We start from the raw sequence: 16,088 nt of genomic DNA, 5'->3' as shown, positions 1-16,088 counted from the left end.
CGCGCCAAACGCCATCCCAAATCGAATCAACTGTCCAACTCGCCGTCGCTTTTCGCGTTCGCCTGCGCCCCGTACCGTCGCGCCAGCATGGCGCAGGCCATCAGCTGGATCTGATGGAAGACCATGATCGGCAGCAGGATCGGCCCCACCGCCGCCGCCGGGAACAAGACGCCCGCCATCGGCACGCCCGACGCCAGGCTCTTCTTGGACCCGCAAAATTGCAGAACGATCGCATCTTCCCGCGTCAGGCCCAGCATCCGCCCCAGCGCCAGCGTGAACAGCAGCACCACGACCAACATGGCGATGCACAGCCCCACCAATATCAGCAATGAAGTGCTCGACACCCTGGACCACAGCCCCTTGACCACAGCCGCGGAAAAGGCGGCATAGACCACCAGCAATATCGATCCCCGATCGACTCGCCCCAGCATAGCCTTGCGCCGCGTCACGAACCCGCCGATCCACGGCCGCAGCAGATGCCCGATGACGAAGGGCAGCAACAATTGCAGCACGATCCCTTCGATCGAGGACAGGGAGATCAGGCTGCCGCTACCGTCCCTTTGCATCAGCAGCGCGACCAACAGCGGCGTCAGGAAAATGCCCAGCAAATTGGAGAAGGAGGCGCTGACTACTGCCGCCGCGACATTGCCCCGCGCGATCGCGGTGAAGGCGATGGCCGATTGCACCGTCGATGGCAGCAGCGCCAGGAACAGCAATCCCGCCCGCATATCCTGCGGTACGAAGCCGAATCGGCCGATCAACAGCCCCAGCAACGGGAAAGCGATAAAGGTCGTCGCCAACGTCGCCAGGTGCAATTTCCAAGCCTTGGCCCCGCTCCAGATCGCCTCGCGCGACAATTTTGCGCCATGCAGGAAAAAAAGCAGCACGATCCCGGCATCCGCGACGATGCTGGCGATCCGCGCGCCATCCCCCCGCGCCGGCAATAGGGACGCTAGTGCGACGGTCGCCAGCAGCAACAGCAGAAACGGGTCCAGGGCTTGGCGCAGGCGGTTCATCATCAACTTCGGTCAGGCGACGGGATGAGCGGGGGGATAGACGCAGGCCATGGGATGCGCCAACAACTTCGCCTTGGGCCAGGACAAGTCAGGCGAAATAGGGAGGGGCTGACCATGAGCGACCATATCGCAATCGTGGAAAAGGCGGGCGTGATCGAAATCCAGATCGACCGACCGGAAAAGAAGAATGCGCTGACCGCGACCATGTATCGCGCCATGACCGCGGCCTTGGCCGACGCATCGGCGCGCGCTGATATCGGCGCCGTGCTGATCGCGGGCCGGGGCGAAGCCTTTTGCGCGGGCAACGACCTGAAGGATTTCACCGCCGGGCCGGAGGGCGGCGCCGCCGCCTTCGACTTCATCCGCGCCATCGCCGCTTTCGACAAGCCGCTGGTCGCCGCGGTGCAGGGGCTGGCCGTGGGCGTCGGCACGACGATGCTTTTTCACTGCGACCTCATCTATGCCGCGCCCGACGCGCGCTTCGTCATGCCCTTCGTCAATCTGGGCATCGTCCCCGAAGCCGGCTCCAGCCTGCTCGCGCCTGCGATGATGGGTCATGCCAAGGCGGCGGCGATGTTGCTGCTGGGTGAACCGATGGACGCCGACGGGGCCGACCGTTCAGGCCTTATAACCGCGATTGTCCCGGCCGATCGCCTGCTCGACCATGCCCGCGCCAAGGTGGCGGCGCTGATGGCCAAGCCGCCGCAGGCGCTGGCCGCCACCCGCAGGCTGATGAAGGGCGATCCCGCCGCGCTCAATGCCCGGATCGAGGAGGAAGCGCGGCTGTTCCGCGAAACCCTGGCTTCGCCCGAAGCCCAGGAAGCCTTCGCCGCCTTCTTCGAAAAACGCGCGCCGGTGTTCAAGCATAGCTAATCGACCTTCCGTCCGTAGCGTATCTCGCTCACTACCACCGCCGCCACGATCAGCAGGCCACCGACCAGCGCCGTCGGCGGCATCCGTTCGCCCGCGATCCGGCCGATGATCCCGGCCCAGACCGGCTCGCCGGCGTAGATCAACGTCGCCCGCGTCGGCGACACGGTGCGCTGCGCCCAGTTCATCACCAACTGGATCAGCGCCGTCATCGCGCCCAGGCCGCAGGCGCTCAGCACAACCGTCCAGGAAAAGGGCGGCACGCTCTCGCCCGCCGGTCCCATGCAGGCGAAGGCGAGCAGCGCTGTCACCGCCAGTTGCACCACAGTCACCCGCGCGACATCCACCTTGCCGGCCCACAGGCTGATGAAGATGATCTCCAGCGCGATCGCCACCGTACTGAGCAGTGTCAGCAACTCGCCGGTTCCCAGCGCCAGCCCGTCTCTGGGCGCCGCGATCAACAACAGCCCGACAAAGGCCAGCGCGACCCCCGCCCAACTCGCCAGCCGGGGCCGCCGCCGCAGGATCACCCACTGCAAAATCGGCACCAGCGGCACATAGGCGGCGGTGATGAACGCCGACGTGCTGCTGCTGATCGTCTGCAAGCCCCAGGTCTGGAGCGAATAGCCCACGAAAATGCCCAGCCCGATCACCAGTCCCGCCACCAACTCGCGCCGCGTCAGCCCGCGCAGCACCGGCAGCGCGAGCGGCAGCGTCAGCAGCGCCGCGGTCGCAAAGCGCAGGCCGACGAAGAATAGCGGCCCGGTTTCGCGCATCGCATGATGCACGACCAGGAAAGTGGCGCCCCACAGGATCGTCACCCCGATCAGCGCGAGTTCGGGGCGACCGATCATCAGGCGATTCTGGGCGGGCTTGTCGGATGCGTCATTGTGCAACATAATGCACATCGCCCTATGAGCACTATATTGCACAGTCAAGACGCGTCAGCGCAGGATCAACGCCCGGACGTCCTCGCCCATGTCGCGGGCAATGTCCGCGCGCTGCGTGCCGAACGCGGCTTCAGCCAGGATGGGTTGGCGGCGCAGGCCGGCGTCAGCCGCCGCATGATCTCCGGCATCGAAAGCGGGGAGGCGAATGTCAGCCTGTCGACGCTAGACCGGCTGGCCCAGGCGCTCGGCGTCAGTTTTTCGCGCCTCGTCCGCCCGCCCGACATGCGCGATAACAACCGGATCGACAGCCTGGCCTGGCGCGGCCGAAATCCCGACAGCCGCGCCACCCTGCTCGGCACCGTTCCCGCCGCGCGGGAAGCGGAGCTATGGACCTGGTCGCTGGCCGCGGGCGAAACCTATCCCGCTGAAGCGGACGCGGCCGACTGGCATGAGATGCTCTATGTCATGGAAGGGGTGCTGACGGTCGAACGGAAAGGCGCCGATCCCCAGCGGGTGGCGACCGGCGACTTCCTCATCTTCACTAGCGACAGGCCCTATCTCTTCGCGAATCGCGAAGCAGGGCCGGTGCGGTTTGTCCGCAACGTGGTGTTTTAACGGTAAGGCTGTTCAGGACCTGTTCCCGCGCAGGCGGGAACCCAGTCCTGCCGTGTGGCCTAATCCCTCGTCCACCCTCACTCGTTGCGCAGGTCGCTGCCCGCCTCTTCCAGCGATGCGCCAACGTCGCGCTTCGCTTCGCCCGCCTCGCGCTTGGCGTCGGCCGCGGCCTTGTCGGTCGCTTCGCCGATCTTGTCCGTACCTTCGTCGATCGCGCGGCCGGCATCGTCCAGGCCATTGTCGATTTTGGCGCCGGCACTATCGACTGCATTGCTCACGTCGCTGCCGATCGCCGATCCGGCATTGTCCAGATTATCCTGCGCCTTTTCCGAGCAGGCGGACAGGCCGGCGACGGTCAGCAGCGCGGCTGCGGCGATAAGGGAAGTACGCATCGTGGCTCCTCTAGCCATTAAAAGGAGCAAGATAAGCGCAGGAGGCGGCAGAAGGTTTCTTGGCCGGTGCTTATCCGCCGCGCAGACCGAACACCATCGACCGGTCGGCTTCGGGGATCAACCCTTCCAGCACACGCCAGAATCCGGTGACCGATCCCTGTCCGGCCTGGGCATAGGCGGTCGCCATCTTCTCGCGCAGCGCGCGGAACAGCTCCGCCTCCAGCGCCTTGCCCGACGAGCTGAGTCGCAATAGCTTCTGCCTGCGGTCGCTGGCCCCCGCTCGCGTTTCGATATAACCGCGCTCCACCAGGTCGCTCAGCACCCGACCCAAGGATTGCTTGGTGATCGCCAGCAACCGCAGCAAATCCTTGACCGTCAGGTCCGGCTGGCGCGAGATGAAATAGAGCGCGCGATGATGCGCCCGGCCCAGCCCTTGCGCCGACAGGCTTTCGTCGATCGACCGAGTGAGGGCGGAATAACCGAAATAGAGCATCTCGATCCCACGCCTGATCTCATCCTCGCGCAGGAAGAGGGGTGAGGCGGGCGAGATTGGCGCGGGCGAGGCGGGGGAACTGGAAACCGACATGAAGGGCTATGATCCGGCAAAGTGACAAAGTGCATATTGGCGTCACGAAACTATCATGACTAGGCTTTCCTTTCGCCGATGACACGTTATATGGCGGTCCGCGCCGACAAGATCGGCCCTGCTGGGGCGTCGCCAAGTGGTAAGGCAGCGGCTTTTGATGCCGCCATTCGCAGGTTCGAATCCTGCCGCCCCAGCCAGTTTTCTCTTACGCTTCGACAATCCCTGGTTTTCGGACGGGCCCCGGACGAATAGAGATTTCGCGTGAAAGGCGAAATGCCCGCGTCTCGGCTTACCTCTGCGCGCGGCCAAAGCAGGAGCAGCGTATGGACCAAAAGCCCGCCATTATGATCCACGACATCATCGACGCCGCCCGGATCATCGCCCCGGCGGCGGTGCGCACGCCCCTCTTGGAAAATCACGCGCTTAACGATCGATTGGGCCGCCGCGTCCTCATCAAGTTCGAAGGAGCGCAACACACAGGATCGTTCAAGTTCCGTGGCGCATATAACCGCCTCGCACGCCTCGATGCGCAGCAGCGGGCGGCGGGCGTCGTCGCCTGGTCGTCGGGCAATCATGCTCAGGGCGTGGCCGCCGCGGCGCAGTTGCTCGCCCTGCCGGCGACCATCGTGATGCCGTCCGATGCGCCCGCGATCAAACTGGCCAACACCCGCGCGCTGGGGGCGGAGATCGTCACCTATGACCGCCATAGCGAAAGCCGGGAGGAAATCGCCACCGCGCTGGCGCACAGCCGGGGCGCGACATTGGTGCCATCCTTCGATGACCCCTTCGTCATCGCGGGGCAGGGGACGGCGGGCCTCGAAATCCTCGACCAAGCCGCGGAAGCAGGCGCCATCATCGGCCAAATCCTGGTCTGTTGTGGCGGCGGCGGTCTGACGGCCGGGATCGCCACGGCAGTTAAAGCGCGCGCGCCTGAAATCGCCCTTTACGCCGTCGAACCCGCCGGGTTCGACGATACCGCCCGCTCGCTCGCCAGCGGTGTCCGCGAGAACATCGCGCCGGATGCGCGCAGCATCTGCGACGCGCTGATGGCGCCCAGTCCCGGCGCGATGACCTTCCCGATCAACCAGGCGCTGCTGTCGGGCGGCCTCGTCGTCAGCGACGATCAGGTGCGCGACGCGATGCGCTTCGCCTTCTCCACGCTCAAGCTGGTCGTGGAGCCGGGCGGGGCGGTCGCGCTGGCGGCGATGCTGAACGGCCTAGCTCCGCCCTGCGGCGATGCCAGCGTCGTTGTCCTGTCGGGCAGCAATGTCGATCCGGCCGCCTATGCCGCCATTGTCGGCGGGGCCGCCGCATGATCGATCCGCGCGCCATCCGCACCTTTCTGGCGGTGTGCCGCGCCAACAGCATCAGCGGCGGCGCGCGCGCGCTCAACATTTCGCAACCATCCGTGTCGAACGCCATCGCGCAATTGGAACAATCGCTGGGCGTCTCGCTGTTCGAACGCTCGCGCAGCGGCATCCTGCTCACGCCTGAAGGGCAGGCGCTGCTCCGCCGCGCCGAAGCGATGGACAGCCTTCTGTCGGACGTGCAGGCGGAAGTGCAACTCGCCAGCCGCGGCATCACCGGCCCGCTGCGCGTTGGCGGTACGCCCGGCGCATTGGTCAGTTTGTTGCCCGATGCGGTGCGGCGGCTGGAAGCGCGGATCGGTCGGTTCGCGCTGCATGTTGTCGAACGGCCCGACCATGACCTGGCTGCCATGCTCCATCGTGGCGACATCGAAATGGTCTTCGTCACCACCGGCATTGACGAACCGCCGGAGGGTATCGAGGAGCGCACCTTTTCCCGCGATCCCTTCGCGCTGATCGTGGGCAAGCAGAACGACCATCTACCCGCCAGCCTGTCGCTGCGTGACACCGCACTGATGCGCTGGGTCTTGCCCGAAGCCCGCGGCGCCTTCCGCCGTCAGGTCGATGCGCTGTTCATGGCCGCCGACATTCCGGTGCCGCAGGACATCATTCGCTGCGATTCCCTGCTCACGACCAAGGCGATGGTGCGGGGCAGCCAGCGCGTCACCATCTTGCCGATGCAGGTCGCATCGGCGGAACTGTCGATCGGCGTGCTACGCGCCATCACGATCGCAGAAGCTGCCTTTCCGCGCAGTATCGGTGTGCGGATGCTGGCGGGCGGGCGGCTGTCGCGACTAGGCGAGGCTTTGCTGGATGTGCTTATCCATAGCTCCAGACTATGATGTTCGAAAAAATCATTATTTTTCTTTGGGGCTTTGGCGGCGCATAAGCTGTTCCAACAAGAGCTTTCGGGAGGGACCATCGTGCGGCACATCATCCGCAACATCGCAATTTTCGACGGGACGGGCAGCGCCCCGGTCGCCGGAGCGGTGGTCGTTGAAGACGACAGGATCGCAGCCGTCCTGCATGACGCCGCTGCCATCGCTGCGGTCGAGGCCGACAGCGTGATCGATGGCCAGGGCGGCACGCTGATGCCCGGCATGGTCGATTCCCACGCCCATCTGACCTGGGGCAGCTCGGTCGAGAAAATCTATCACCAGTTCATCCTGCCGCCCGAAGAATTGAAGGTCGCCGCCTGGCGCAATGCCCGCGTGCTGCTCGACCATGGTTTCACCAGCCTCTATTCCGCAGGCGCGCTTGGCGACCAGATCGAACCCGAACTCGTCCGCGCGATCGACGCCGGCGAAACCCCCGGTCCGCGCCTGATCCCCTCGACGCTGGAGCGTAGCCCCGAAGGCGAGGAGGGGGTGGAAACCGGCGACGTGTTCAACGGTCGCGGCCCTGACGCCATGCGCGCCTTCGTCGCCTATTGCGCGGCGGAAGGCGTGAAGTCGCTCAAGCTGGTCATCTCCGGCGAAGACGCGCTCAAGCCCGGATCGTCGGGCGACGTCCTCTACACTGACGCGGAAATGCTGGCGGCGGGCGAAGCGGCCAGGGAAGCGGGCCTGTGGATCGCGACCCATGCCTATTCGCCCCGTGCGATCGAACTGGCGCTCGAAGCGGGGGCGCGCATCCTTTATCATTGCTCCTTCGCCAACGATGCGGCGATCGACGCGATGGCCGCGAAGAAGGACGACATCTTCTACGCCCCCGGCCCCGGCGTCTCGGTCGCCGCGCTGGAAGCGTCGCCGCCGCCCCATATCGACATGTCTTCCATGAAAGCCAGCGCCGCCGAGCGTTTGGAACTGGAAAAGGCGCTCGTCCCCAAGCTCAAGGCGCGCGGCGTGCGTATCCTGCCCGGTGGCGATTATGGCTTCCCCTTCAATCCCCATGGTCGCAACGCCCGCGACCTGGAGCATTTCGTGACCCATTATGGCTTCACCCCGGCCGAGGCGCTGAACGCCGCGACCATGTTGGGCGGACAGCTGATGGGACAACGAGTTGGACAGGTGAAGACCGGCTATCTCGCCGACCTGCTGCTGGTCGACGGCGACCCGACCCAGGACGTCCGCATCCTGCAGGACGCCCATAATATCAAGATGATCATGCTGGGCGGGCGGATGCATAAATCCCCCGCAGCGCAGCCCGTGACCGCCTGACCGGAAAGATGCCGCCATGTTCGACGTTGCAATCATCGGCTGCGGGCCGGTGGGGGCCTTTGCGGCCAATCTCCTTGGGAAATCCGGCCTGTCGATCCTGGTGATCGAGCAGGAGGCGAACCCCTATCCTCTGCCGCGCGCGGTCCATCTGGATCACGAAATGATGCGCCTGTTCCAGTCGGCTGGCGTGATCGACCGGGTGGCGGGCGACATGCGCGACACCGAAGGGCATCTGCATGTCGGCGCCGACCATGGCGTCATCCGCTACATGGGCACGGTCGGGCGGGCGCGGCCGTTTAGCTGGTCCAACGACTATTTCTTCTACCAGCCCGAACTGGAGGATCATCTCCGCGAGGCGCTGACCGATTACCCTAATATAACTGTCCAACTCGGCGTCTCATTTGAAGGGCTGGAGGAGAACGAAAACGGCGTCACGCTGCGGCTTTCCGAAGGTCGGACAGAGCAGGCTCGCTACGTCATCGCCTGCGACGGATCGCGCAGCGCGGTGCGCAAGGCGCTGGACATAAAGCTGGACGATCTGGATTTTGAAGAGCCCTGGTTGGTGGTCGATGCCGAAGTCGATGGGCCGGTGCGCTTCCCCGACCTGTGGGGCTTCCCCGACGCCGCCGACCTGCAAAAGCTGTCGGTGATGATCTGCGATCCCAAGCGCCCGGCGACGATCGTGCCGGGGCGCGGCAATCACCGCCGCTGGGAGTTCATGCTGCTGCCCGGCGAAGACGACCAGGCGATGATGGAGCCGGATTCGGTTGCAGCCCTTGTCGAACCCTATCTCTCCGGGGTTCCGCACAGGATCGTGCGCGCGGCGACCTATCGCTTCCATGGTTTGATCGCCGAGCGATGGCGGACGGGCGGCGTCTTCCTGGCCGGCGATGCCGCGCATCAGACGCCGCCCTTTTTCGGGCAAGGCATGTGCCACGGCCTGCGCGACGTCGCCAACCTGGCCTGGAAGCTGGAGATGGTGGTGAAGGGCGCGGCGCCCGACGCGCTGCTCGACAGCTATCAGCCCGAACGCGATCCCCATGTCCGTGCGGTCATCACCGCCGCTGTCGCCGCGGGGCGCTATATCTGTATGCTGGACCCGCAAGCGGCCGCCGAGCGCGACGCGCAGATGCGCGAAGCCGCCAAGGGCGCGCAGCATGGCACCGCCGCCGACCTGATCCCCGCCATCTCGACGGGCATCGTCGCGGCCGGCACGCCGGGCGCGGGTGAGCGTTTCATCCAGCCCCGCGTGGGGGATCGCCTGCTGGACGACGTTACCGGCAGCGGCTGGCGTCTCTTCACCCGCGCCATGGTGGAGAGCGGTGACGTCACGGTCGTAGACCTCACGCAACTGGCCGATGGCGGCGCGATCGCCGCCTGGCTGGCCGATCGGAAGGCCGATGCCGTGTTGGTCCGGCCCGACCATTATGTTTTCGGCACCGGCAAGGGGGGCGACCTGATCGCCCGGCGCGATGCGCTGGTCGCCGGCGCCTTCCGTCAGGAGATCGCCGCATGACCCTTTCTCTGGATCAGGCGCGTCGCATCATCGACGCCGCACTGGGCCATGGCCGGGCGCAAGGTGCGCAGCCGCTGGCCGTCGTCCTGCTCGATGCCGGCGCGCATCCCGTCGCCTTCGCGCGGGAGGATGGCGCCAGCCTGTTCCGTTTCGATATCGCCAAGGCCAAAGCCACGGGCGCACTGGGTATGGGGGCGGATACGCGGGTCATTGCAACCCGCGCCGCCGCCAACCCCGGTTTCTTCCAGAGTGTGGTGGCCGTCACTAGCGGCCAACTCGCTTTGTCCCCCGGCGGCGTCCTGATCCGCGATTTGGAAGGCGCGGTTATGGGCGCCGTCGGGATCAGCGGCGACACCGGCGACTGCGACGAAGCCTGCGCCATTGCCGGCATCCTGGCCGCCGGACTTTCCCATGGAGTGCAATCATGAGACTTCGCAGCATCGAACTGGCGATGCCGGGCGCGGCGGACGCCGCCACCTTTATGACCGACATCTGGGGCATGGCCCCGGCGAAGGTGATTGGCGACATCCATTATCTGCGCGGATCAGGGACTTTCCCCTATCTCGTCGCGTTCGAGGAGTCGGCTGACGCCTATGTCCGGTCGACCACCTTCGTCTGCACGTCCGACCGGCTGGAGCAACTGAAGCGCAGCGTCACCATTGCGGGTCTCCCCGCAATGCCTGTCGTCTCAGAAGACTTGGGCGGCGGCCATGGCATCATCGTGGAACTGGCCGAAGGCGAATTGCTGCGCTTCCTGGTCGACGCGCAGGAGGTCGAACCGATCGAGGGCGCGGACCTGCCGGTCAAGCTGACCCATGTGGTGTTCAATTCCGCCGAGGCGGAAATGACCGGTCATCTGGCCGAGGACGCATTGGGCTTCCGCGTGTCGGACCGGACCAAGGGCATGGTGTTCGTGCGCTGCAATGACTCGCACCATAGCACCGCCTTCGCCCGCGCGGGGATTTCCAGCCTCAACCATATCGCCTTCGAGATGGAGGATCTGGACGCGGTGATGCGCGGCATCGGTCGCCTGCGCGATCAGGATATGGCGCCGGCCTGGGGGCCGGGCCGTCATGGCCCCGGCGCCAATGTCTTCGCCTATTTCATCGCCCCGTTCGGCCCGGTGATCGAATTTTCGACCGCCGTGAACAAGGTGCCCGACGACTATCGGCCCGGCGCGCCGGAAGACTGGACCTGGCCCGAAAAGCGGATCGACCAGTGGGGCATGTCCGACAAGAATTTCGACGGGCTGCGCGCTGCCGAAGAAAAATTCCGCCATCGCCGCGACTGGCAGCCCCAATCCCTGGCCCACCCGATCGACGTCCTGACAGAGGAAAATCACTAATGCGCTATGTCAGTTTCCGCCGCCCCGACGGCACCCCCAGCTTCGGCCGCCAGGACGGCGCAACGATCATCGAACTGGCGACCGGCGCGACGCCCAGCCTGAAGGCCGCGCTGACCGACGGCAGCCTGGCGACGCTGGCTGACGGCGCGACCTATGCCGCCGCCGACATTGTGTTGCTGCCGGTTATCCCCGATCCCGCCAAGATACTGTGCGTCGGGCTGAACTATGCCGAGCATGTCAAGGAAACCGGCCGGGAGCAGAAGGCGCATCCCGCCATCTTTGTGCGCTATGCCGACAGCCTGGTCGCCGATGGCCAGCCGATGGTGAAGCCCGCCGTGACGACCCGCTTTGATTATGAAGGCGAACTGGCGATCGTCATCGGCAAGCCGTGCCACAAGGTTGCCGCCACCGATGCGTTGAGCCATGTCGCTGGCTATGCCGTCTTCAACGACGGATCGGCGCGCGACTGGCAGCGCCACAATATCCAGTTCACGCCGGGCAAGACTTTTCCCGGCACCGGCGGCTTTGGCCCCGCGCTGGTGACGGTGGACGAGATTGATGATCTGGGCGCGCTGCGCGTCCAGACCTGCCTCAATGGCGACATGGTGCAGGACCAGCCGATCGCCGACATGATTTGGGATATCCCCACGGTCATCGAATATATCAGTGCCTTCACGCCGCTGGCGCCGGGCGACGTCATCGCCACCGGTACGCCCGGCGGCGTCGGCGATAAGCGCACCCCGCCGCTCTATATGCACGCGGGCGACAAGGTCGAGGTCACCATCGGCGCCATCGGCACGCTCGCCAACCGCATCATCGACGAACAATAAGCCTATATTATCCAATGATAAGAAGGGGAGGAGACACCATGCGCATATTCCACAAGCCCATTCTGGCCATGGCGAGCGTCAGCACGTTCGCCATCGCCGCACCCGCCTTTGCCCAGGATGCCGCTACGCCACAGGAGCCGGCGGAATCGGCCATGTCCGACATCATCGTGACCGCACAGCGCCGACAGGAAAAGGTGACGGAGGTGCCGATTTCGATCACCGTCGCCAGCCAGAAGCAGCTGGAGCGCCAGCAGGTCAATAATCTGAACGACCTCAACCGCGTCGCCCCCTCGCTGGAAATCCAGTCGGCCCCGTCGCAGAATACCGGCGGCGGCGGATCGATCCGCGGCATCGGTACGCAAAGCTTCTCGCCCGGCGCTGTCGCATCCGTAGGTGTCGTCGTCGACCAGGTGAGCCAGGGCAACGCCAATATCTCCGACCTGTTCGACGTGTCGCGGATCGAAGTGCTCAAGGGGCCGCAAGGCACCTTGTTCGGCCTGACCACATCGGCCGGCGTCATCAACATCACCACCAACGCGCCTGACCCTAACGAATTTAGCGGGCGCGTGCGCACCGAATTGTCCGATGCCGGGACCGTGGGGTCCAAATATGGCCAGCAGGTCGTTCAGGGCGTCATCAACGTGCCGTTCAGCTCCACCAGCGCGCTGCGCGTGTCGGGTATGAGCAACACGCGGCAGGGCGTGAACCTTAATGCCGTCACCGGCGACTGGAACGACGTCAATCGCTACGCCGTGCGTGGCCGGTTCCTGTGGAATGCGAGCGAAGACCTGACCGTCAACCTGATCGGCGACTGGTCGAAGGGGTCGGCGGACAATGGCGGCGACTTCTTCACCTTCCTGTCGAACACCGCTGCCAACACCGCGCTGCTCAACAGCTGCGGCATCACGCCGGGCGAGGGCAACCAGACCTTCTGCGTCGGGGATGAATTCAGCAGCAAGGTCAAGGCATGGGGTGGATCGGCGCAGGTCGATTATGATGCCGGTCCGCTGACGCTGACGTCCATCACTGCCTATCGCAAGACGGAAAGCAGCAATACGCTGGGCAACATCTATCGCGCCGATCCGCTGGCGTCGGAACTCATAAGCGGCCCGACAGGCACCGACATCCGCCTGTTCACGCAGGAATTCCGCGCGTCGTCGCCCAGCAATTCGGTCTTCGAATATACGGTCGGCGCCTTCTATTCAAACCAGAAGACGGTGCAGCAGCCCGAACGCTTCACCATTTCGGTGACGCTGCCCAATGGCTTCGTCATACGTCCGGTGGATTCGCCCGGCGCCCTGAACGAAATCACGGATGAATCGCTGGCGATCTTCGGTCAGGGCACGTTGCACGCCACTGACAAGCTGCGCCTGATCCTGGGCGGACGCTACACCGCCGGGCGCCTGTCGCTCGACCGGACCGACGCGGGAACCGGCGCGGAAAGCTTCCAGATCCTCAATGTCGACAAGATATCCTGGCGCGCCGGCATTCAATATGACATCGACCGGTCGCTGATGGCCTATGTCACCGCATCGCGCGGCTTCAAGGGCGGTCAGATCGCGGTGCCGACCGCGCCGTTGCTGCCCTATGTCGTGCAGCCGGAAATCCCCATGTCCTACGAAGCGGGGATGAAGGCCACGCTGTTCGGCGGCGCGGTGCTCGACGTCAGCGTCTTCTACAGCAAGATCAAGAATTTCCAGGCGCAGGAATGTACCGTCAACCCCACCACCGCCCAGCTTGTCTGTGCCCAGACGAACATCGACGGGGTCAAGACGCGCGGCGCGGAAGTCAATCTGTTCGGGCAGATTTCCGATCGGCTGTCGATGAACACCGGCTTCATCTATACCAAGGCGACCTATCCGGGCGGCTTCATCGGCAATGACAGCACCGACATTGGCGGCAGCCAACTGGCCTATTCGCCACGCTATAAATTCACCCTGTCGGGTGAATATGAACAGCCGCTGACGGCTGGTCTGAACGGCTTCCTGGCGGCGGACACAATCTGGAAATCGCGGGTCCGTTACCAGAATACTTCGCGCAGCGAAGAAACCTTCCGTCCGCACTGGACGGTTGGCGGTCGCCTGGGCGTGCGCAGCGAGGATGAACGCTATTCGGCGGGCGTGTTCGTGCGCAACCTGTTCAACGTCCACGAACCCTCTCTGCTCCAGAGCAATTTCGGTTCGGGCGTCGGCGCCATTTATGGTCCGCAGTCCTTCCGCCAGGTCGGCCTGCAACTCGACGCGAAATTCTGATCGAAAGGGGCATGGCGGTTCGCCGCCATGCCCCTTTCGCTGGTGGCCGAGGTGGTTAGGGTGCGGAGATGAATCCAGTCAGGCAATCCATAGCGGCCATGGGGACGGACCTTGGCCCGGCCGTCCTTGCGCAATGCCGCGCGCTCTTCGACGCCGAACAGTCGGCGCTGCTGGCGCAGCGGCCGATGGCGGCGGCGGACGTCGTTTATGGCCCGCATGAACGCCACCGCCTCGACATCTATCGGCCGCAGGGTGACGGCCTCGCGCCTGTCCTCGTGTTCGTGCATGGCGGCGGGTTCCTGAAGGGCGATAAAGGCGGGGTCGATGCTTGGCCCAACGCTAATGTCGGCCGCATGGCGGCGCAGGCGGGGTTTCTTGGCGTCGTTATCAATTATCGCCTGGCGCCCGATCATGTCTGGCCCGCCGGGGCGGAGGATGTCGCCGCGGTCGCCGCCTGGATCAAGGATCATGCTGCGCAGCATGGCGGCGACCCGGATCGAATCGTGCTGATGGGCACGTCTGCCGGATCAGTCCATGTGGCGGGCTATCTGAAACTGGCTGGCGCGGGCGACATCCGCGCCGCCATCCTGCTGTCCGGCCTCTACGGCTACACGCCGCTCGATGCGCGCGACATGCTCTATTATGGCGACCCGGCGCTCTATCCCGACCGAATGCCGATGGAGGCGGTCGCCGCCACGCCATTGCCGCTGATGCTCGCCTGCGCCGAGTTCGACCCGCCGCGTTTTCAGGCAGAGTTTCTGGGATTAATGCACGACCGGTTTGCCCGCCATGGTGCGATGCCGCGCGCTTTTATTCATTCGGGCCATAATCATTACAGCATGTCCATGCATCTGGGCACAGCCGACCGGCGGCTATCGGACGAAATCTGCGCTTTCGTGCGCGAAACCACCCAATCATAATCAGGAGAAACAGATGCTCGATCGCAGGACGTTGCTCGCGACCGGAATCGCGACCGGGGCTATGATGGCCGCTCCCGCCATCGCCGCGCGCAAGGCTGTCATCAGCCCTGGCTTCCCCAAGGGCTTCTACTGGGGCGTCGCCACCGCGCCGCATCAGATCGAGGGCAACAACGTCGCCAGCGATCTCTGGTTTGTCGAAAACCAACAGCCCACCGTCTTCGCCGAACCCTCCCGCGATGCGTGCAACAGCTTCGACCTGTGGGAAGCCGATCTCGATCTGGTCAAGGACATGGGCCTCAATGCCTATCGCTTCGGTATCGAATGGGCGCGGATCGAGCCGGAAAAGGGTCTCTTTTCCCAGGCGATGCTGGATCATTACAAGGCGATCATAGACGGCTGCATCCAGCGCGGCCTGGCCCCGATCGTAACCTTCAGCCACTTCACCGCGCCGCGCTGGTTCAGCGCCCAGGGCGGCTGGACCAATCCGGAAAGCGCGCAATTGTTCGCTCGCTATTGCGACAAGGCGATGCGCGCGCTGGGCAAGGGGATCGCCAGCGCCATCACCTTCAACGAACCCAATATCCTGCTGCTGCTGAAGCCGATGCTGCCGCCGCAGGTGTGGGACATCCAGAAATTGACGCTGGAAACCGCGGCCAAGCGCCTGGGCGTCCCGAAATTCGTCGCCGCCAATGTCGCGGGGGTGGAAGATCTTCCCGCGTTGCAAACTGGTCTGGAGGCCGCGCACAAGGCGGCCAAAGCGGCGATCAAGGCGGTCCGTCCCGACCTGCCGGTCGGCTTTTCCCTCGCGATCATGGACGATCAAGCGGTGGGCAACAACTCGATCCGCGACCGCATGCGGAAGGAATTGTACGGCAACTGGCTGGACATCGCCAAGGCCGACGACTTCATGGGCGTCCAGAATTACGAGCGCGCGCTCTGGGGCGACAAGGGTCGTCTGCCAACGCCCGCCGGTTCGATCGTCAATTGGTCTGGCACCGAAGTCTGGGCGCCTTCGCTCGCGGGCGCGGTCCGCTACGCCCATGAAGCGACAGGCGTGCCGATCCTGGTGTCGGAACATGGCGTCGGCACGACCGACGACACCATCCGCGCCACATTCATCCCCGCAGCGCTCGCGGACCTCAAGCAGGTGATGGACGACGGCGTGCCTGTGCTGGGCTATTGCCACTGGTCGCTGCTCGACAATTTCGAATGGATATTTGGCTATAAGGTGAAGTTCGGCCTGCACAGCGTCGACCCCGTCACCTTCGCCCGCACCGCCAAACCAAGCGCCGCCGTCTATGGCGCAATCGCCAGCCGCAATGCGTTGTAA

Annotated in this window: 16 protein-coding genes and 1 tRNA gene; 13 read left to right on the top strand and 4 right to left on the bottom strand. The window is 64.8% G+C overall.

All coding sequences use genetic code 11. The features are described from left to right. Positions 1-26 precede the first annotated feature (26 nt). Positions 27-1,016: a bile acid:sodium symporter family protein gene (locus EWH12_RS16075; protein ID WP_129927218.1), complete on the bottom strand. Its 990-nt coding sequence runs from the start codon at positions 1,014-1,016 to the stop codon at positions 27-29. Between the two features lie 114 nt (positions 1,017-1,130). Here EWH12_RS16075 and EWH12_RS16070 point away from each other — a divergent pair, with 114 nt between their 5' ends. Further along, positions 1,131-1,889 (top strand): enoyl-CoA hydratase, encoded by a 759-nt coding sequence (locus tag EWH12_RS16070; RefSeq protein ID WP_066603977.1) that lies wholly within the window; start codon positions 1,131-1,133, stop codon positions 1,887-1,889. Here EWH12_RS16070 and EWH12_RS16065 read toward each other — a convergent pair. Next, positions 1,886-2,785: a DMT family transporter gene (locus tag EWH12_RS16065; protein WP_129927210.1), complete on the bottom strand. Its 900-nt coding sequence runs from the start codon at positions 2,783-2,785 to the stop codon at positions 1,886-1,888. The two genes, EWH12_RS16070 and EWH12_RS16065, sit on opposite strands and share 4 nt — an antisense overlap. A gap of 27 nt (positions 2,786-2,812) precedes the next feature. On the opposite strand from EWH12_RS16065, the gene EWH12_RS16060 reads away from it, so the two are divergent. After that, complete coding sequence (locus EWH12_RS16060; protein WP_242496092.1) at positions 2,813-3,391, top strand: helix-turn-helix domain-containing protein; 579 nt, start codon at positions 2,813-2,815, stop codon at positions 3,389-3,391. A gap of 77 nt (positions 3,392-3,468) precedes the next feature. On the opposite strand, the gene EWH12_RS16055 is transcribed toward EWH12_RS16060, so the two are convergent. Then, the gene (locus EWH12_RS16055) at positions 3,469-3,783 is read right to left on the bottom strand and encodes a hypothetical protein (RefSeq protein ID WP_066603975.1); all 315 of its coding nucleotides are present in this window, start codon (positions 3,781-3,783) and stop codon (positions 3,469-3,471) included. Between the two features lie 70 nt (positions 3,784-3,853). Next, positions 3,854-4,369, bottom strand: coding sequence for a MarR family winged helix-turn-helix transcriptional regulator (locus EWH12_RS16050; protein WP_066603974.1), 516 nt, complete (start codon positions 4,367-4,369; stop codon positions 3,854-3,856). 122 nt (positions 4,370-4,491) lie between these two features. On the opposite strand from EWH12_RS16050, the gene EWH12_RS16045 reads away from it, so the two are divergent. The 11 genes from EWH12_RS16045 to EWH12_RS15995 all read left to right on the top strand — a co-directional run bounded on the left by EWH12_RS16045 (position 4,492) and on the right by EWH12_RS15995 (position 16,088). After that, positions 4,492-4,566, top strand: a tRNA-Gln gene (locus EWH12_RS16045). 126 nt (positions 4,567-4,692) lie between these two features. After that, positions 4,693-5,685 (top strand): threonine ammonia-lyase, encoded by a 993-nt coding sequence (locus EWH12_RS16040; RefSeq protein ID WP_129927208.1) that lies wholly within the window; start codon positions 4,693-4,695, stop codon positions 5,683-5,685. Next, positions 5,682-6,578 (top strand): LysR family transcriptional regulator, encoded by an 897-nt coding sequence (locus tag EWH12_RS16035; RefSeq protein WP_066603967.1) that lies wholly within the window; start codon positions 5,682-5,684, stop codon positions 6,576-6,578. Before EWH12_RS16040 ends, EWH12_RS16035 begins: the two co-directional genes overlap by 4 nt. An 81-nt stretch (positions 6,579-6,659) precedes the next feature. Beyond that, complete coding sequence (locus EWH12_RS16030; RefSeq protein WP_129927207.1) at positions 6,660-7,895, top strand: amidohydrolase family protein; 1,236 nt, start codon at positions 6,660-6,662, stop codon at positions 7,893-7,895. A gap of 16 nt (positions 7,896-7,911) precedes the next feature. After that, a complete protein-coding gene (locus EWH12_RS16025; protein WP_129927206.1) occupies positions 7,912-9,411 on the top strand; it encodes a bifunctional 3-(3-hydroxy-phenyl)propionate/3-hydroxycinnamic acid hydroxylase in 1,500 nt (499 codons plus the stop codon). Further along, positions 9,408-9,839 carry a GlcG/HbpS family heme-binding protein gene (locus tag EWH12_RS16020; RefSeq protein WP_129927205.1) on the top strand — a complete coding sequence of 144 codons (432 nt, stop codon included), beginning with the start codon at positions 9,408-9,410 and terminating at the stop codon, positions 9,837-9,839. The genes EWH12_RS16025 and EWH12_RS16020 overlap by 4 nt, the downstream gene beginning before the upstream one ends. Continuing rightward, entirely contained in the window at positions 9,836-10,756 is a 921-nt protein-coding gene (locus EWH12_RS16015; protein WP_129927204.1) for a VOC family protein, read from the top strand. Before EWH12_RS16020 ends, EWH12_RS16015 begins: the two co-directional genes overlap by 4 nt. Next, positions 10,756-11,586 carry a fumarylacetoacetate hydrolase family protein gene (locus EWH12_RS16010; protein ID WP_066603956.1) on the top strand — a complete coding sequence of 277 codons (831 nt, stop codon included), beginning with the start codon at positions 10,756-10,758 and terminating at the stop codon, positions 11,584-11,586. Before EWH12_RS16015 ends, EWH12_RS16010 begins: the two co-directional genes overlap by 1 nt. Positions 11,587-11,624: 38 nt before the next feature. Then, on the top strand, positions 11,625-13,838 hold the full coding sequence (locus tag EWH12_RS16005) for a TonB-dependent receptor (RefSeq protein ID WP_129927203.1): 2,214 nt from the start codon (positions 11,625-11,627) through the stop codon (positions 13,836-13,838). A gap of 68 nt (positions 13,839-13,906) precedes the next feature. Beyond that, the gene (locus EWH12_RS16000; RefSeq protein WP_129927202.1) at positions 13,907-14,758 is read left to right on the top strand and encodes an alpha/beta hydrolase; all 852 of its coding nucleotides are present in this window, start codon (positions 13,907-13,909) and stop codon (positions 14,756-14,758) included. Positions 14,759-14,771: 13 nt separating this feature from the next. Next, entirely contained in the window at positions 14,772-16,088 is a 1,317-nt protein-coding gene (locus tag EWH12_RS15995) for a family 1 glycosylhydrolase (protein ID WP_129927201.1), read from the top strand.

This window comes from Sphingobium cupriresistens, from assembly GCF_004152865.1.
Classification (GTDB): Bacteria; Pseudomonadota; Alphaproteobacteria; order Sphingomonadales; family Sphingomonadaceae; genus Sphingobium; species Sphingobium cupriresistens.
The sequence above is the reverse complement of the archived record's forward strand: the minus strand, read 5'-3'. Positions and strand labels throughout refer to the sequence as shown.